Origin of the sequence: Yersinia sp. IP36721, from assembly GCF_003634395.1 — a bacterium.
Taxonomy (GTDB): Bacteria; Pseudomonadota; Gammaproteobacteria; order Enterobacterales; family Enterobacteriaceae; genus Yersinia; species Yersinia entomophaga.
The window spans coordinates 63,931-81,823 of record NZ_QCZL01000005.1 but is presented as its reverse complement, the minus strand read 5'-3'; the positions used below and the strand labels follow the sequence as shown (position 1 = coordinate 81,823).

Sequence of the window (17,893 nt, the reverse complement as noted above, 5' to 3'; positions counted from 1 at the left end):
TACGATATACCTGTCTGATTTTCGGATAATGACTCATCACTTCGGTCAATTCCCCCGCAGTTCTTGGCCCCGAGGCTATTGAGAGTTGAATTTTACCCGATCAGCGCCCATTATTCTGACTGCGGCATAAGCCGTAGAAATAGAGGGTGAAACTGGGCATATGGAATGGATCATGGATCCAACAATTTGGGCCGGATTGGCAACGCTAATCGTGCTAGAAATTGTATTAGGCATTGATAACCTCATCTTTATAGCCATTTTGGCAGATAAACTCCCCCGTCATCTTCGGGATAAAGCACGAGTCACCGGGCTGCTTTGCGCTTTAGCGATGCGTTTGGTACTGCTGGCCTGCATCTCTTGGCTGGCGACGCTCACTGCACCGCTGGTGACTCTTGCCGAGCACCCTTTCAGCGCCAGAGACTTGATCATGCTGATTGGGGGGATTTTCCTGCTGTTCAAAGCCACTATGGAGCTAAATGAACGGCTGGAAGGTAAAGATCACCAGCAAAATAATCAGCGTAAAACCGCAAAATTCTGGCCGGTAGTGGCGCAGATCGTGGTGCTGGATGCCATTTTCTCATTGGATTCTGTCATCACCGCGGTCGGAATGGTTGACCATTTGGCGGTCATGATGGCGGCCGTAATCATTGCTATCGGCATGATGCTATTGGCCAGCAAGCCATTGACTCGTTTTGTTAACGCGCATCCAACCATTGTTATTTTGTGTTTAAGCTTCCTGCTGATGATCGGCTTTAGCTTAGTCGCAGAAGGTTTTGGCTATCATATTCCGAAAGGCTACCTGTATGCAGCTATTGGTTTCTCAGTAATTATTGAATCACTGAATCAGTTCGCGCAGTTTAACCGCCGTCGTTTCCTCACCTCGGCGCGTCCGCTGCGTGAACGAACCGCAGAAGCGGTACTGCGGATCTTGAGTGGTAAACATGAAGAAGCCGGGCTGGATAACCACACCGCCAGCCTGATTGCAGATCAAGGGCGCCAAAATCAGGAAGTCTTTAACCAGCAGGAACGGCGCATGATCGAGCGCGTATTGGGACTAGCTCAGCGAACGGTCAGCAGCATCATGACTTCACGCCACGACGTGGAATATCTGGATCTGAACGATCCACCGGAAAAACTAACTGCTCTGCTGACTAAAAATCTGCATACCCGAATTGTGGTGACCGAAGATAGCACCACCGACGAGCCTTTAGGGGTCGTACACGTTATTGACCTATTAAAACAGCAGCTTTCGCAAGAGAAACTGGATTTACGCGCACTGATTCGTCAGCCGCTGATTTTCCCTGAGCAAGTTTCACTGCTAATGGCTTTGGAGCAGTTCCGTCAGGCGCAAACCCATTTCGCGTTTGTGGTTGATGAGTTTGGATCCATTGAAGGCGTAGTGACATTAACCGACGTGATGGAAACCATCGCTGGTAATCTGCCGGTAGCCGGTGAAGTACCGGATGCTCGTCATGATATTCAGCAAATCGATGACGGTACCTGGATTGCCAACGGTTATATGCCGCTCGAGGATTTGGTGATGTATTTACCCTTACCTATTGATGAAAAAAGGGAATATCACACGCTGGCGGGATTATTGATGGAACACACCCAGCGTATTCCTCAGGTCGGTGAGCAATTGCAGATCGGGGATTATCTGTTTGAGCCGCAGGAAGTGAGCAGCCACCGGATTCTAAAAGTGAAAATTACTCCGCTGAAAGTGCCGGAACCGGACGACGAAGTATAAGAAATGAAACTGCCGATAGCGTCAGGCTCTGACGTATTATGCCTGACGCTATCCATTTAACACCCTGTCTAACTGCTTAATCTATTTAAGTCTTAACGCAGTGGAACCAGAATTTCGGTCGCCACGATAACCACCACCAATCCGACCAGAACCGGTACTGAAGTACGTTTTACCACTTCAAACGGTGATATTTTCGCCATCCCCGCAACCGCAACCACTACGCCAGAAACCGGTGACAAGGTGCGTCCCAGGTTTGACGCCTGTAGCATCGGGATAACCAGATAGGCTGGGTTTATCCCCATTTGAGCCGCCAGTTTCGGGATCAGCTCGACGAAGGCATAGAAAGGTGCATTACCTGAGCCAGTAGTCATTGCCGCCAGCATGGTAATAGTGACCAGCACCAGCATCATCACTATGCCGCCAGTCCCAAAGGATTGAGCTAGTCCAATCAGCCCACTGATGAAACCAACCGTACTCAGCCCTTGAGCAAATACGCCCGCCGCCACCAACAGCATTACGACGGTGGCAAAAGCGTCCGCCATTCCGCGATAGGCCACTTCCAGACCGGCGAATACCGTTTTAGCGCTGAAACTGCGCACAAATTCAATAACCGCGGCCAACAACATACAAATCACCAGAACGGTAATAATGTGTAGCTCTGGTCCCCATTTTCCGTCAAAAATCAGCACGCCAATAATCGGCGTAAAGGGTAAAATGGCATAAAAGCTCGGCGCATTGGTTGTGATCTCATTCACATCCATCATTTCATGCTTTTCCTGACTTTTATTATCCAGGTAACGTTGCCAGAAGAAATGCGCTATCGCCATACAAACAATCGCGGCGATAGAGATTGGCAAAGTCGTTTTAAAAGCGAAATCAACCAGTGGCATTTCCGATGCTTTTGCCGCCAGCACGACGTCACCAGAAGTAGGAGCCAGAATAATCGCCGCCGGCGAGGCGCAAATTGCCGCTGCGGCGCCACGGCTAATGCCCATGTTCACCATAACCGGGAACAAGGTTGCCATCAGTAATACGCCCAGCCCGGTAGCTGAAGAAACCGCCAGTGACATCAGGCAAGCCACAATATACGCGGCGACCATTAACAAATACGGCGAGTTAATCATTTGCAGCGGCTTGGAGGCAATCTTCACCACCACATCATTGGCACCAATGTGCGTCATGTAGGCAGCAAACCCGCACAGCATCATGATCATCATGCCGAGATCGCCACCGCGGCTCATCAACAGGATTTTGACATACTCAACAATGTCAGTAGCCCGCCAGCCGGTTGACGTGGCGCTGGCCGGTAACACGCTTTTTCCCATCAGTGCGCTGATTATCAGCAACAGTAAACCACCGACCATCAGCACCCCAGTAGCTGAATAGCCCTTAATGATATAGCGGCCAACGCCTACCGCCACAACCACCCCAATCAATAGATCCAACATTAATCCTCTCTTACCCGATACAGGCCGGAACTTAGCGCATCCGGGTATTATTTTCTTCGTGAATTGGACAAAAATACGTTCTGCACTCTGCCTAAAGTCAGTCCGCGAGTTTATGACATCTATCAAGGATAAGCAGGGATTTTATACAGAAGAGGGAATCTGTGATGAGAAGTCTAGCTTTAAGGGGGAAAAACGTTAGAGGTACAAACAATAAAATAACAATTTATCAACCAAAATAGGCTGGCAGCCGGATTCCCCACTGCCAACCCGAAATGTAATTACAGTTTATCCAGCAACTTTTTCAAATCCTGACCGTTGCGCTTATCTTTATTACGCTCCGCCCATTCATTGAGAGCGCTTTTCGCTCGTTGCTGCAATTCTTTGCGCAGTAACTGCTCTACGTCTAACTGATATTTCAAACTCGCCCACGGGCCGTAAATACGCAGCGGAATATCGGTATTTTGCAGCGTTTTAACCAGCTTATCCTGACCATTCCAGCCCTGAATAACACGGACCGCCAAATTCATATCGGCTTGTTGCCCCGGTAAGTTCAGCGAACCATTGCCTTTTAGCGAAATCAGAGCCGAATCCGCGTTCAGCTCGCTGACTTTCAATAAACCTTTATTGAGTGCCAATTGAGTCTGTAGACGACTGACTTCGGTATAGCGTTCAAGACGCTCCGCCGCGGTCACGTCGCTAGTGCTACGCGTGACCGCCTGCTGTATTAGCTGCTGGATATTAATGCCGTGCAGTTGGGCATTGGCCATTGAAAGTTTCGCATCGCCGTTCCAACGGCGGCTAAAGGACTCCACGCCAAACCCTTCGCCGGATAACTGACCAGTCATCGAGAATTGCCCAGTCAGGACCAATGGCAATTCCGCAGCCTGTAACACCGGCCCCAGATCCACATGATTAATGGTTGGTTCAACAGCAATGAGTAAGCGCTTACCGGTGACATCCAAAGTGCCGGGGAAAGAAAACTCACCCTTTAATGCCTGACCGGACAGACGGCTCACCGACAGTTTTCCCTGCTGATTATCCGCCAGCACGTTAAATTGATTCACGCTAATTCCGCGATAAACCAGATTGGTCGCGGTTAATGCCAGTTTGGCAGTGAAATCACGCAGCCCTTGTAAATCCCGACCCACGTCGGTTTCCTGACTGGCAATAACCGGCGCTGCGGCTACCAAAGGTTTGCTGCTGCTGGCAGATGAGGAAGTGTCCGCGCTTTTTGCCTGCCAGCCAAACAGTTGATCCAGATTGAGACTGTCGCTTTTCAGATCCAGATCATAGTGAGGAATAAAGCCCAACCGCGCCTGAACGCTGCCGGTTAGCACATTATTATTGGCACTAACGTTAAGCTGCTCAATGCTGACCTGCTGGTTATTTTGCTGGTAGGTCGCCACCAGCGAACCTTGGCCAGCAATCCCGCCAACCGGAACGTCGGCACCATCCAGTTTGTAAGTAAACTGGCTGATTTTCGCGCCCATATGTTGCGGATAATTTTGCATATCCACGTCGGCGTCAAGGGAGAATGTCAGATCTCGCTGATTGCGGTTAACCCGGCTGCTCAGGTTGACTTTTACCTGACGTTGCGGGCCTTGCTCGAGTAATAAATTGATATCGCGAACATTAATTTGGTCAGCATCTCGCTGCCAGATCAGCAGGCTATCGGCCACCTGCACCTTATCAATATCCAGCTTCCAGGATGTGCTTTCCGTTACCGGCGCATTTCCCGCCGGAGCCACAGGGGCATCTGGCTGTAAACGGGCTTCGCTATCAGGCGTTAGGCGAACCACAGCACCTTTCAACATCACCTGTTTTACCGCTAGCTGATGAGAGAGTAGCGGCCAGAGTTTGACATCCAGCCGCATATTTTCTGCACTGACAACCGGCGCATCAGCACCGGGTGCTGTGAGTGACATTCGGCCAGAAATAATGCTTAAGCGCGGCCATACGTGCCAACGCATATCCCCTTCCAGTGCCAGTCGGTAACCGTTATTTTTTTCGACCTGTTTGACCATATAGGCACGAAAGTCATTCGGATTAACCAGAAGTACCAGCGCGCTCATCCCCGCGACTAATACCACCAGCAAGATGGCTAACGTTGTCAGTAATCTTCTCATGACGTCCTCTTGTCCAAACAGGAATACAGGCTAACGCGACTTAGTCTTTATCGATACGACTGGCAACCGCCCCTTGCTGACCACGATATTTTGCATCCTGACGGCTGTTATACGGGCGCGCTGCCGGGCCAGATAACGGCTCGAAGCTCAGTGCGCCAATCAACATCCCCGGACGCAGTGCCAGCGGCAGCTTACCGGAATTATAGAACTCCAGCACAATACGCCCTTGCCAGCCGGGATCGATTCGGTGAGCGGTAACGTGAACCATCAACCCTAAACGAGCCAAAGAGGAACGCCCGTCCAGCCAACCGACCAAATCATCGGGAATAGTGACTGATTCGTGGGTTACGGCCAGCGCCAGCTCACCTGGATGCAAGAAGAATGCCTCACCTTCCGGCAAGATAATCTCATCGCTCATGACTCTATCCAGCGCTTCACTGACTTCATCTTTCGGGCCGCTTAAATCGATAAATGCCGCCGTATGACCGCGAAATACGCGGAATTGGTTGCCCAAGCGAACATCGACTGTAGCGCCGTTGATCCGTTCTACCGGCGGACGTGGAGTGATAACCAGCTTGCCATTATCCAACCACGCTTCTATATCACGATCGCACAGTCTCATCGATCAAATCTCCATTTAAATTCGTATGTTACAAAAACTGCCATAGAAAAGAGCAAAGATCCAGACGGATATCACTCGAAGAACTGGCTAAGTTTGGCTTTCAGAATATCAATGGCAATACGGTTTTTGCCGCCGCGCGGTACGATAATGTCAGCGTACTGCTTGGAAGGTTCGATAAACTGCAGGAACATTGGACGCACGGTTTTCTGGTACTGCGCCATCACCGATTCCATGGAGCGACCGCGTTCGTTCACGTCACGCTTCATTCGTCGCATCAGACAGATATCCAGCGGAGTATCGACGAAAATAGAGAAGTTCATTTCCTGACGTAGGCGAATATCAGTTAGCAACAAAATGCCTTCCAGAATAATCACTTTTTTCGGTTCGAGACGAACGGTTTCTTCTTTACGCGTATGTTCAGTATAGCTATACAGCGGCAATTCAATCGCGGTGCCCGCTTTCAGCGATTGCAAATGCTGTAGCAGCAGATTGTGATCCATAGCGTTGGGATGGTCATAGTTGGTTTTAACACGCTCTTCCATCGACAGGTGGCTTTGATCTTTGTAGTAGCTATCTTCTGGAATAACACCAATATGTTGATCGCCAACCTGTTCACGCAATTCGCGATACAGCGTGCTGGCAATAAGACTCTTCCCGGAGGCAGATGCGCCGGCAATCCCGATAATGACGCACTGATGTGCCTTGTCAGTCATAAAATTAAAGACCTGATTACGTAGTGTGAAGGGGGGCAAAGCACGGGGGTGCTAAGAACGCGCCAATTATAAGGAGTTCACTGGCATGACGCCAGCGCTAAGGCGTAGCAATGCAGGCCAGATAGGTGAATTATTTGGCAGAATGGGGAAATAAGCCCATTGGCAGCAGAATTTTAAGGCTAAAACCTGGCTGAAAGAATAAATGGCCTGCGCGTAAGGCACGGACAGGCCATTTTGGCTCTAGGGAAGATCTTATAGCGCGCGGAAAGAAATTTCCGTCGGGATGGCTTCACCTTGCCAGTACATTTCTGCCGCCACGTTTGAAGCCAGTTGGCGATAAATATCGGTAAACTCGCTGGCAGGCTGACTGATAACCGTCGGTTCGCCGCGATCCAAATCTTCACGCAAAGAGATATGCAGTGGAATTTGCCCCAATAGCTTGCAGTGATATTTTTCGGCCAGTTTCTCTGCCCCACCGGTGCCGAATATTGGCTCCAGATGACCGCAGTTGCTGCAAATATGCATGCTCATGTTTTCGATAATACCCAGCACCGGCACATTCACTTTTTCAAACATCACAATGCCTTTCATCGCATCGATCAGGGCAATATCCTGCGGCGTGGTTACGACTAGCGCGCCGGTAACCGGAATATTCTGCGAAAGCGTCAGTTGAATATCGCCGGTGCCCGGAGGCATATCGATCACCAGGTAATCCAGATCCGGCCACAGCGTATCCTGCAACATCTGCATCAGCGCTTTACTGGCCATCGGCCCGCGCCACACCATGGCGTTTTCGTCTGTCACCAAATAACCAATAGAGTTAGTGGCCAGCCCATGAGCCTGGATCGGCGACATGTGCTTGCCATCCGGCGAAGTTGGGCGCTCATTCATCGTACCCAGCATGTTTGGAATCGACGGGCCATAAATATCCGCATCCAGAATGCCCACTTTAGCGCCTTCCCCAATTAGCGCTAAGGCCAGATTAACCGCGGTACTCGACTTCCCTACCCCGCCTTTACCGGAACTGACGGCGACGATATTACGCACGCCTTTTACCCCCGGCTGATCGTTGGCACGGCGCAGCGTCGTAATATTGTGCGATAACTTCCAGTCGATCGCCTTGGCACCGGTTAGCTGTAATAGCTCACCGCTGACGGTTTCTTTCAGCGTTTCAAATCCGTATTGCCAGGCGAAAGGCATAATCAGTTCGATATGCAGCACATTATCCAACAGCGCACAGTGATGCAAAGCGCGCAGGGTGATCAGGTCTTTTTGCAGCGTCGGATGGGTGAAGGTGGTAAGCACCTTGGAAACTTGAGATTGCAGCAGGTCAGGGGTGGTCTGCTCGGGGGATTTTGGGCTCATCCCGGCTCCTTGAATTTATCGTTATTAACCTAAAGACAATAAGCTTTAGCATATCAGAACTCGGCTAATCGCGTGGAGTTCATAAAGAAAAACTGCGTCAAAGCCCGCTGATTTGACTTAAGCGCCGCCAGTCGTCCGCTGACCCTAGCGACAACCGGCCGAATCGGTTAACATCAAAGACCCCTTATTCCTATTACAGAAAGCAATTTCCTACTATGGCTCAAGTCGCGAAAAAATTATTGGTGACGTGCGCGCTACCATACGCTAACGGTTCTATTCATCTCGGTCATATGCTCGAGCACATCCAGGCTGATATCTGGGTCCGTTTCCAGCGAATGCGCGGCAATGAGGTTCATTTCATTTGTGCGGATGATGCCCACGGCACGCCAATCATGCTGAAAGCACAGCAATTGGGCGTTGAACCTGAGCAAATGATCGCGGAGATGAGCCAGGAACACCAACAGGATTTCGCCGGTTTTGGCATCAGCTACGACAACTATCACTCCACTCACAGTGATGAAAACCGCGAGCTGTCGAGCCTGATTTATCGTCGTTTGAAAGAAAACGGCTTTATTAAGAACCGCACCATTTCTCAGCTGTACGATCCTGAGAAAGGCATGTTCCTGCCGGATCGCTTTGTAAAAGGTACCTGTCCGAAGTGTAAAGCTCCGGATCAATACGGCGATAACTGTGAAGTCTGCGGCGCGACCTACAGCCCGACTGAACTTATCGAGCCGAAATCTGCCGTTTCCGGCGCTACGCCGGTAATGCGTGAATCCGAACATTTCTTCTTCGATTTGCCTGCATTCAGCGAAATGCTTCAGGCCTGGACTCGCTCCGGTGCACTGCAAGAACAAGTGGCAAACAAAATGCAGGAATGGTTCGATTCCGGTCTGCAACAATGGGATATCTCCCGCGATGCACCTTACTTCGGTTTTGAAGTACCGGACGCGCCGGGTAAATATTTCTATGTGTGGCTGGATGCGCCTATCGGTTATATGGGTTCATTTAAGAATCTGTGCGACAAACGCGGCGATTTGGATTTCGATGAATTCTGGCGTGAAGACTCCACCACCGAGCTGTACCACTTTATCGGTAAAGACATCGTTTACTTCCACAGCCTGTTCTGGCCGGCCATGCTGGAAGGCAGTAACTTCCGCAAACCAACTAACCTGTTTGTACACGGTTATGTCACGGTTAACGGCGCTAAAATGTCGAAGTCTCGCGGCACCTTTATTAAAGCGGGCACCTACCTGAAACATCTGGATGCCGATTGCCTGCGCTATTACTACGCGGCGAAACTGTCTTCACGCATCGATGATATCGATTTGAATCTGGAAGACTTCGTACAGCGCGTGAATGCCGATATCGTGAATAAAGTGGTGAATCTGGCCTCACGTAACGCCGGTTTTATCAATAAACGTTTCGACGGTAAATTAGCCGATAAACTGGCCGATCCTGAGCTATATCAGACCTTTATCGATGCAGCAGCATCTATCGCCGAGGCTTACAACAGCCGTGAAAGCGGTCGAGCCATTCGCGAAATCATGGCGCTGGCTGACGTGGCTAACCGCTATGTGGATGAGCAAGCACCTTGGGTAGTCGCGAAGCAGGAAGGCCGCGATGCCGATCTACAGGCTATTTGCTCTATGGGCATTAACCTGTTCCGCGTGTTGATGACTTACCTGAAACCCGTGCTGCCCGCGCTGACTGAACGTACTGAGGCCTTCCTCAATACCGAACTGACCTGGAATAGTATTGAGCAACCGTTGCTAAATCATCAGATTAGTCCGTTTAAAGCGCTGTTTAACCGAATCGATCTGGATAAAGTAAACGAGATGGTTGGCGATTCTAAAGAAAATCTGGCACCCGCCGCCGTCGTTACTGGCCCGTTGGCAGATGATCCTATTCAGGACACTATTAATTTCGATGATTTTGCCAAAGTTGATATGCGTATCGCGCTGATCAAACAAGCTGATTTCGTTGAAGGTTCCGATAAGCTGCTGAAACTGACTCTGGATCTTGGCGGTGAAACTCGCCAGGTATTCTCTGGTATTCGCTCCGCTTATCCCGATCCTAAAGCGTTAGAAGGCCGCTTGACCGTCATGGTAGCTAATCTGGCTCCACGCAAAATGCGCTTCGGTATTTCCGAAGGTATGGTGATGGCCGCAGGCCCAGGTGGGAAAGATATCTTCCTGCTTAGCCCAGACAGCGGCGCTCAGCCTGGTATGCAGGTTAAATAAGTTCTGAGTTTGCCAGCCGGGTTAGTGTGGCTGGCAAGAAATAAAAATGCCGGAGGGGAAACCTGACCGGCATTTTTTTATCCTATTGAAATAAAGAGTATTATTACTCTCGCTATTGCTTCACCACTTTCCCTTTATCCCGCTGGTACTCTTCCAGCCAGAACAACATATTCAGGAACAGGCTGAGGGAAAACATCAGAAATAACACTGAATCCAACAGTGATATTTTTATCACCGCATTAATAATAATATTCTTATGATGCTTCAAATCTGAGAAATCAGAGCTGAGGAAAAGAAAAACACCCACAGAACCAACAATATTTATCACCACAACTGGCCAGTGAAACTTGGTTAACAGGAAAGAGATCCACGAAACCATAATTAACAAAATGGCGGCGTCATCCATATCCAAATAAAGAAAGGGTAATAAATTCAAGACTAAAAAACAAACAAACGTCAATCCAAATGGATATTCTCCTGGTTGCTCATTCTTAAGTTCTGTTTTCCGCTCACAGTCCAAATGATAACCCGGATAAATATTGATAAATAACAGATAAAGTATAAATGCGCCGCATAAAGGCAGCGTAAACATATTTTGAGGAAGATAGCTAATCAGTGGAAACAAATGCACCAGGAGCAGGTAGGGACTTAAACCCTGTGATCTTAGGCGGTAGTAGCACGGCATCAGCAGCACCAAAGACAAGAGCGCTGGCCACGACTGTACGGAAATAACGATTAAATCATCAAACTGCTCAGGCCATAACACATCCAGCAAAATCAGCAGCAACGGTTGCACCAATATATAGCGCATAAAAACAATAAAAAACTCTCCACGCGACATAGAGTAGAAAGATAAGTTATCACTCAAACCCGAGTAGAAGTTTCCTGCATCAGTATAGTTAAATATCGAATGGTTATCGGCCCCAGACCGATTGAATAGCTTGCTAACTTTACCCATGGTGACTTCTATTCCCTTAGCGCTGTCTATTTTTATTGACTAACAGGAGGCTGGCATAAGCCATTTTGTTTAACTACTGTTTAGTTTTTATTTATTTAATTCACTTAATGAACATCACATAAACTTTACGTCAATATCTGACCAATAATACCGTAGATAATTCAAAAATAGAAAAAATGCAGTGCTATCAATAGGTACTTATTGGAAAACCAAAACAACATTGTTATTCACAAGGTTTTTCTCTGTTCTGCGATCCTTAATAGATATCGCAGTACCCATTCATCACCTTTTCCGATAGTCGACTAACCTCGCTTTTCAGCTGGTTTTTAGCTTTCCGCCGATATGCCTTTTTCTAACAGAATTGCTGCAAACGGCGTGACGACTGCTGCCAAACTAAAAGATATAAATAAATCCAAAAATTCATAACAAAGTTAATTCCTTATCAAAAAATAATTGGTTATGATGCAAAAAACCATCTGGACGTCCAGACGTAAAGGTAGCCATAAAAACAAAATCAATTACCCTTTGCTTGCACACATTACCAACATCACAACGGAGCCCCTGATGAAGAAAATTGCCCCCCCTTTGCTGGCTTTGAGCCTGCTTACCACCCTGCCGCTTTTTGCCGCCGAAAGCACGACATTGGCGCCGGTGCCAAACGCTATCGCTAATCATCAGGGACAAATTAAAATTGCGGTCATCCGCAACCTGGGTTCGGATGACAACACCACTCAGTTCCTTTCCGGCGTATTAAAAGAAGGTAAAAAACTGGGTTTTAAAGTCGATACCTTCCTCAGTAACGGGGATGACGCGCGTTTTCAGGATTTCGTCAATCAGGCTATTAGCCAAAAATACGACGGCATTATCTTGTCTCAAGGCCGCGATCCCTATTCTACCGAACTGGTGAAACGTATTGCCGCCAGTGGCATCGCGGTATCCGTGTTTGATACCGCGGTTTCAGGCAATATTCCCGGCGTTACCCTCACGCAGCAAGATGACGCCTCATTAACTAACGAATCATTCGGCCAGTTAGTGAAAGATTTCAACGGCAACGCCAATATTATCAAGCTATGGGTTGCCGGTTTCCCGCCGATGGAACGCCGCCAGGCCGCTTATCAGGCGCTGCTAAAACAGCATCCTGGCATTCATGAGCTGGAATCTATCGGTGCCGTCTCCTCTGACGTACAGGGAGACACGGCGAATAAAGTGGGCGCGGTTTTGGCGAAGTATCCAAAAGGAAAAATCGATGCTATTTGGGGCACCTGGGATGCCTTTACTCAAGGTGCTTACAAGGCATTGAAAGAAAATGGCCGCGATGAGATCAAACTGTATAGCATTGATATTTCAAATCAAGATTTGCAATTGATGCGCGAAGCAAATAGTCCATGGAAAGTCAGCGTAGCGGTTGATCCTAAGTTAATTGGGGCGGTTAACCTGCGTTTGGTGGCGAAAAAAATTGCCGGAGAGGCAACTCCGCCAACCTATGAATTCCGCGCGGCCGCCATTCCTCAGGCTCTGCTCGCCAGTCAGCCGGGGCCGGTTAACGTCGCCAGTCTGAGCAAAATTATTCCGGGCTGGGGTCAATCTGACGATTTTAATTCCCCTTGGTTCGCCACGCTGGCGGCCAAAAATGGTCAATAACCGCGGAGCAAACTTATGACAACCCACAGCTCGCTACCAAAGCCAGAATACAGCCGCAATATGCGGCTGATTGGCCATAGCGATCAGGGCGGGCGGCCTGATGGCGTTCAGGTGATGGTGCATCGCGGCTACGCCTATATCGGCCATATGGTTTCTCAAGGTGTATCAATCGTTGACGTTCGGGATGCAAAAAATCCGCGCCCCAGCGGTTTTATCCCTGCGCCGCCGAATACTTGGAACGTGCATCTACAAACTCACGACGATCTGCTATTGGTGATTAATGCCCGAGATCTGTTTGCTGACGCTAGTTTTGCCGAGGAAAAAGTCTATTACACTCAATCGGTAGGCAAAACCGTCAATACCCGGCAGGGGGAGCGAAACTGGAGCGCGGGCTTACGAATTTTTGATATTTCCATTCCCGACCAGCCGCGACAAATCGGCTTTTTACCGTTGGATGGAATTGGAATTCACCGAATAGTTTACGTTGGCGGACGTTGGGCCTACGTTTCAGCCTTATTGGATGGTTACAGCGATTATATTTTCCTGACTATCGATATGGCCGATCCACGCAATCCAGCGGTGGCTGGCCGTTATTGGCTACCGGGCATGCATAGCGCTGGCGGAGAAACACCAAGCTGGCCAGACGGTCAGCGCTATGCGCTGCACCATGCCATTATCAGCGGGGATACCGCCTACGGAAGCTGGCGCGACGGCGGTTTGACGCTGTTGGACGTCAGCGATCGCTACCAGCCAAAACTGATTTGCCATCGTAACTGGAGCCCACCTTTTGGCGGTGGCACTCACACTGCACTGCCGTTGCCTGACAGAAATCTGTTGATCGTATTGGACGAAGCGGTATTGGATAATCAGGAAGACGGGGAAAAGCACATTTGGGTCTTTGATATTCGCGAGCCGAGTAACCCCATTAGTATTTCCACCTTTCCGGTACCAAATGAACGGGATTACGTCAAAAAAGGCGCACATTTCGGCCCACATAATTTGCATGAAAACCGTCCCGGCAGTTTTATCAGCTCGTCGCTGATTTTTGCCACCTACCAAAATGCCGGTGTGCGAGCCTACGATATCAGTAATCCATACCAGCCGAGGGAAACCGGCGCATTGGTGCCCGCTGCGCCGACTAAAATGATGGATAAGCGACCGGATCGCCCGCAGGTAGTTCAATCCTGCGATGTTTTTGTCGATGCGCAAGGAATTATCTACAGTACGGATTACAACGGCGGTCTTTCTATTATCGAATATTTAGGATAACGCGCTGCTACCAGCGGATCGATTCAGGTTGATCTGCTGTTTCTAAAAATATTTTCCGTTCCCCCTCTCTTTTTATTATTACAATCGTCTATGGTATCTGCCTGAGCCATTGTCACATTCAATTAACATAATAAAAAGATAACACTATGAAAGGATTTCCTCCGTTGGTGGTCACACTTCTGCTGTCTTCATTAGTGTTGACTATTGGGCGTGCCATTACGTTGCCCTTTATTACCATTTATCTGGCAGAACACTTCCAGCTAGCGCCGGATCGCGTCGGTTTAGTTTTGGGTGCCAGCCTGACTCTGGGGATTATTGCCAGCCTGTACGGCGGTTTTCTGGTCGATAAGTTTAATAAAAATCATCTGATTTTTGTGGCTATTGCCCTGTTTGCCCTCACCTTCTTTGCCTTGCCGTGGATTGAACAACCGGCGTGGATTATTTTAGTGCTGGCAGTGCTACATTCGGCCTATTCGGTATTTAGCATTGCGGTCAAAGCCTGCTTCGCCGATTGGCTACCGGTGGCTCAGCGCATCAAAGCTTTCTCTGCAAACTATACGTTAGTTAACGTTGGCTGGGCGGTTGGCCCGGCGCTGGGCGTGCTGATGGCGGCGTTCAGCCCTATGCTGCCTTTTTTGATGTCTGGTGGCCTGGCTTTAGCCGTCGCTATCACACTGATATTTCTGTTAGACAAATTCGGCATCCCGCCAGAGCGGGAAGATAGTCTTGAACTCAAAAGCGTTGCGCCGCTGAATTTCGCCCAAACGTTCCGCATTCTGCGTCAGGATAAACGCTTGGTCTATTTCACGCTCGGCAGCATGTTGAGCGCCGTCGTCTTCGGGCAATTTACTGGCTACCTTTCGCAATATTTGATCACCGTTTCCAACGCGAAATTTGCCTATCAGGTGATAGGGTCGATCATGACGGTCAACGCCGTGATTGTGATTGCGTTCCAGTATTTATTAAGTCGTCGTATGAATCAGCAGAACCTAATACGCTGGCTGATGCTCGGTACTCTGTTCTTTATTGTGGGTCTGTTAGGCTTTATGACCGCTCAGGGTTCTATTCCGATGTGGATGCTAGCGATGACCATCTTCTCTTTTGGCGAGATTATCGTGATTCCAGTGGAGTATTTATTCATCGACTTCATTGCTCCTGCGAATTTGAAAGGCAGCTATTACGGGGCACAAAATCTAGGCAATCTGGGGGGAGCTATCAATCCGGTGATGTGCGGATTTTTGCTGGCCTACGCCGCGCCGGAAATGATGTTTGTGATGCTGATGGTGGCAGCATTACTCGGTTTGGCCTTTTTCTATCGCGGTTATCAGTTGGCAAAAGCGCAGGATAATGTATTTAATCAATCATCAGAAAAAATCTAGCCCAACCGGGCGCGAGTCATGCCAGCGTCACGAAAGTGTGCCATCGCAAATGGCATAAAAGCATAGATATAATTCATGGTGTGATCGGTAGCACATTTCTCGGCATAATTGTATGATGAATGCCTCCGTTACTTAGGACACTTATTATGCGCAATGTGATTACACTTTGCTGGCAATACCTACGGGCCTTTATCTTTATTTACCTGTGTTTATGGGCGGGTAACGCACTGTCCGCGCTGCTGCCAATGACCATTCCGGGCAGTATTATTGGCATGTTGATTCTGTTCGCCCTGCTGTCTTCGCAAATCCTGCCGTCTCGCTGGGTCAAACCCGGCTGTCATATTCTGATCCGCTATATGGCACTGCTTTTTGTACCGATTGGTGTCGGCGTGATGCAGTATTACGACCAGCTCAGTAAACAGTTTGGTCCTATTATTGTGTCGTGTTTTATCAGTACGTTAGTGGTCATGATCGTGGTGGGTTACAGCTCGCAGTTTGTCCATCGGGAACGCAAGATCGTCGGTTCGGTAGATGAACAGTCGGAGGACAAATAATGGAGCATATCTGGTGGTCGCTGCCTTTAACGCTGCTGGTGTTCTTTGGCGCGCGTAAGCTGGCGATTTGGTTGAAAATGCCACTGCTCAATCCATTGCTGGTATCTATGGTCATCATCATTCCCTTGCTGCTGCTGACCCATATGCCCTACGCCAATTATTTTAAAGGCAGCAAAATTCTGAATGACCTGCTGCAACCAGCAGTAGTGGCGCTCGCTTTTCCGTTGTATGAGCAATTGCACCAGATCCGCGCACGCTGGAAATCCATTATCACCATTTGTTTTATCGGCAGCATCACGGCGATGGTCAGCGGCACCGCGATAGCCTTATGGATGGGAGCAACACCGGAGATCGCCGCATCGGTATTACCGAAGTCTGTCACCACGCCTATCGCGATGGCAGTGGCAGATTCTATAAACGGCATTCCGGCTATCAGCGCCGTCTGCGTGATTTTTGTCGGAATTTTAGGGGCAGTATTCGGCCATACCTTGTTTAATCGGCTAAGAATTGTCACTAAAGCCTCCCGCGGGTTAGCTATGGGGACCGCTTCTCACGCATTGGGTACCGCCCGCTGCGCTGAAGTCGATTTTCAAGAAGGCGCATTTAGCTCACTGGCATTGGTGATTTGCGGGATCATTACCTCATTGTTGGCTCCGTTCCTGTTCCCGATATTGCTGCATTTATTCGGTTAAACAGGCTATTCGGTCAAACAGGTTTAATCGGCTAAATAAGCGCAATGAACACCAAATAAGTAATTTTAAGTATATAAATTTGAGATAAATCTCTCATTTAATATATTCATTGCATAAATTTCATATACAACGAGATCCGCATCACAATTAAGACTGCGCAAGCTGCCTAAAATAGTTTCCCGTTAATATTGGAGAGAATTTCTATGCAAGCACGTTTTCGCGCCCCACTGGCAGAGCTGCCAACAGCATTGCAATCCGCCCTGGAGCCACTGCTGAGCAACGATCATTTCCCTGCAATGCTTACCGCCGCAGAAGTCGAAACGGTAAAAACTCTCAGTGGGCTGAATGATGCAGAACTGGCATTCGCCCTGTTACCGCTGGCTGCCGCCTGCTCACTCACGCCGATATCCCATTTTAAAGTAGGGGCAATCGCTCGCGGTAAAAGCGGCAATCTGTATTTCGGTGCCAATATGGAATTCAACGGCGCACCGCTGCAACAAACCATTCACGCCGAACAGTGTGCCGTTACCCACGCCTGGCTGCGGGGAGAAGGCGGTTTAGTCTCCATTACCGTAAATTACACTCCGTGCGGTCATTGTCGTCAGTTTATGAATGAATTAAACAGCGGCACCGGTTTACATATCCATCTACCAGGTCGTCCAGCGGCAACGCTTGGTGACTATCTGCCTGATTCATTTGGCCCTAACGATCTGGAAATCAGCACATTATTGATGGATTCGGTCGATCACGGTTATCACCTTAATGATAGCGACGCTTTGGCTCAGGCCGCTCTGGAGGCCGCTAACCGCAGCCATGCACCTTATAGCCAGGCGCACAGCGGCGTCGCTCTGGAAGATACAAAGGGGGCAATTTTCGCCGGACGCTATGCGGAAAATGCCGCTTTTAACCCAAGCTTGCCTCCACTTCAGGCCGCGCTGATTCTGATGAATATGTCCGGTAGCGATTGTCTGACTGTGCGCCGCGCGGTTCTGGCTGAACCTGCAACGCCGGTATTAAGCCAGTGGGATGCAACTCAGGCCACGCTGGCGGCTATCGGCTGCACGGACGTTCGCCGCGCGACTTTCTAACCGCTTTAACCGCCCCGGATTTTTCTTTCCTCGCCGGGGCGCTCGTTT

At 49.2% G+C, this 17,893-nt stretch carries 13 protein-coding genes and 1 pseudogene; 8 read left to right on the top strand and 6 right to left on the bottom strand.

Annotated features, from left to right (window positions below):
* Positions 1-160: 160 nt before the first annotated feature.
* On the top strand, positions 161-1,747 hold the full coding sequence (locus DBA33_RS06815) for a TerC family protein (protein ID WP_064512754.1): 1,587 nt from the start codon (positions 161-163) through the stop codon (positions 1,745-1,747).
* A gap of 92 nt (positions 1,748-1,839) precedes the next feature.
* On the opposite strand, the gene dcuC is transcribed toward DBA33_RS06815, so the two are convergent.
* The 5 genes from dcuC to apbC form a co-directional block, all read right to left on the bottom strand.
* A complete protein-coding gene (gene dcuC, locus DBA33_RS06810) occupies positions 1,840-3,195 on the bottom strand; it encodes an anaerobic C4-dicarboxylate transporter DcuC (RefSeq protein WP_120805981.1) in 1,356 nt (451 codons plus the stop codon).
* Positions 3,196-3,473: 278 nt separating this feature from the next.
* Positions 3,474-5,321, bottom strand: coding sequence for an outer membrane assembly protein AsmA (asmA, locus tag DBA33_RS06805; protein WP_120805979.1), 1,848 nt, complete (start codon positions 5,319-5,321; stop codon positions 3,474-3,476).
* A 40-nt stretch (positions 5,322-5,361) separates the two neighbouring features.
* A complete protein-coding gene (gene dcd / locus DBA33_RS06800; RefSeq protein ID WP_049596596.1) occupies positions 5,362-5,943 on the bottom strand; it encodes a dCTP deaminase in 582 nt (193 codons plus the stop codon).
* A gap of 71 nt (positions 5,944-6,014) precedes the next feature.
* On the bottom strand, positions 6,015-6,656 hold the full coding sequence (gene udk, locus DBA33_RS06795) for a uridine kinase (protein WP_064512750.1): 642 nt from the start codon (positions 6,654-6,656) through the stop codon (positions 6,015-6,017).
* 252 nt (positions 6,657-6,908) lie between these two features.
* Positions 6,909-8,021, bottom strand: coding sequence for an iron-sulfur cluster carrier protein ApbC (gene apbC / locus DBA33_RS06790; RefSeq protein ID WP_120805977.1), 1,113 nt, complete (start codon positions 8,019-8,021; stop codon positions 6,909-6,911).
* A 203-nt stretch (positions 8,022-8,224) separates the two neighbouring features.
* On the opposite strand from apbC, the pseudogene metG reads away from it, so the two are divergent.
* Positions 8,225-10,264 (top strand): annotated as a pseudogene (gene metG / locus DBA33_RS06785) (methionine--tRNA ligase); the annotation flags it as partial.
* Positions 10,265-10,376: 112 nt separating this feature from the next.
* Here the strand turns inward: metG and DBA33_RS06780 are convergent.
* Positions 10,377-11,222, bottom strand: a complete 846-nt coding sequence (locus DBA33_RS06780; RefSeq protein WP_084414267.1) for a hypothetical protein — start codon at positions 11,220-11,222, stop codon at positions 10,377-10,379.
* 564 nt (positions 11,223-11,786) lie between these two features.
* Here DBA33_RS06780 and DBA33_RS06775 point away from each other — a divergent pair.
* The 6 genes from DBA33_RS06775 to cdd all read left to right on the top strand — a co-directional run bounded on the left by DBA33_RS06775 (position 11,787) and on the right by cdd (position 17,845).
* Positions 11,787-12,863, top strand: a complete 1,077-nt coding sequence (locus DBA33_RS06775; RefSeq protein WP_120805975.1) for a sugar ABC transporter substrate-binding protein — start codon at positions 11,787-11,789, stop codon at positions 12,861-12,863.
* A 15-nt stretch (positions 12,864-12,878) separates the two neighbouring features.
* On the top strand, positions 12,879-14,132 hold the full coding sequence (locus tag DBA33_RS06770) for an LVIVD repeat-containing protein (RefSeq protein WP_064512742.1): 1,254 nt from the start codon (positions 12,879-12,881) through the stop codon (positions 14,130-14,132).
* A gap of 146 nt (positions 14,133-14,278) precedes the next feature.
* On the top strand, positions 14,279-15,511 hold the full coding sequence (locus DBA33_RS06765; RefSeq protein ID WP_064512739.1) for an MFS transporter: 1,233 nt from the start codon (positions 14,279-14,281) through the stop codon (positions 15,509-15,511).
* Between the two features lie 146 nt (positions 15,512-15,657).
* A complete protein-coding gene (locus DBA33_RS06760) occupies positions 15,658-16,065 on the top strand; it encodes a CidA/LrgA family protein (protein WP_064512737.1) in 408 nt (135 codons plus the stop codon).
* Positions 16,062-16,757, top strand: a complete 696-nt coding sequence (locus DBA33_RS06755; RefSeq protein ID WP_120805973.1) for a CidB/LrgB family autolysis modulator — start codon at positions 16,062-16,064, stop codon at positions 16,755-16,757. Before DBA33_RS06760 ends, DBA33_RS06755 begins: the two co-directional genes overlap by 4 nt.
* A 203-nt stretch (positions 16,758-16,960) precedes the next feature.
* Positions 16,961-17,845, top strand: coding sequence for a cytidine deaminase (cdd, locus tag DBA33_RS06750; protein WP_120805971.1), 885 nt, complete (start codon positions 16,961-16,963; stop codon positions 17,843-17,845).
* Positions 17,846-17,893 lie beyond the last annotated feature (48 nt).

Bases quoted from the DNA above. Each gene is read 5' to 3' on its own strand.
- DBA33_RS06815 (WP_064512754.1), top strand. From the start codon at position 161: ATGGAATGGATCATGGATCCAACAATTTGGGCCGGATTGGCAACGCTA.
- dcuC (WP_120805981.1), bottom strand. From the start codon at position 3,195: ATGTTGGATCTATTGATTGGGGTGGTTGTGGCGGTAGGCGTTGGCCGC.
- asmA (WP_120805979.1), bottom strand. From the start codon at position 5,321: ATGAGAAGATTACTGACAACGTTAGCCATCTTGCTGGTGGTATTAGTC.
- dcd (WP_049596596.1), bottom strand. From the start codon at position 5,943: ATGAGACTGTGCGATCGTGATATAGAAGCGTGGTTGGATAATGGCAAG.
- udk (WP_064512750.1), bottom strand. From the start codon at position 6,656: ATGACTGACAAGGCACATCAGTGCGTCATTATCGGGATTGCCGGCGCA.
- apbC (WP_120805977.1), bottom strand. From the start codon at position 8,021: ATGAGCCCAAAATCCCCCGAGCAGACCACCCCTGACCTGCTGCAATCT.
- DBA33_RS06780 (WP_084414267.1), bottom strand. From the start codon at position 11,222: ATGGGTAAAGTTAGCAAGCTATTCAATCGGTCTGGGGCCGATAACCAT.
- DBA33_RS06775 (WP_120805975.1), top strand. From the start codon at position 11,787: ATGAAGAAAATTGCCCCCCCTTTGCTGGCTTTGAGCCTGCTTACCACC.
- DBA33_RS06770 (WP_064512742.1), top strand. From the start codon at position 12,879: ATGACAACCCACAGCTCGCTACCAAAGCCAGAATACAGCCGCAATATG.
- DBA33_RS06765 (WP_064512739.1), top strand. From the start codon at position 14,279: ATGAAAGGATTTCCTCCGTTGGTGGTCACACTTCTGCTGTCTTCATTA.
- DBA33_RS06760 (WP_064512737.1), top strand. From the start codon at position 15,658: ATGCGCAATGTGATTACACTTTGCTGGCAATACCTACGGGCCTTTATC.
- cdd (WP_120805971.1), top strand. From the start codon at position 16,961: ATGCAAGCACGTTTTCGCGCCCCACTGGCAGAGCTGCCAACAGCATTG.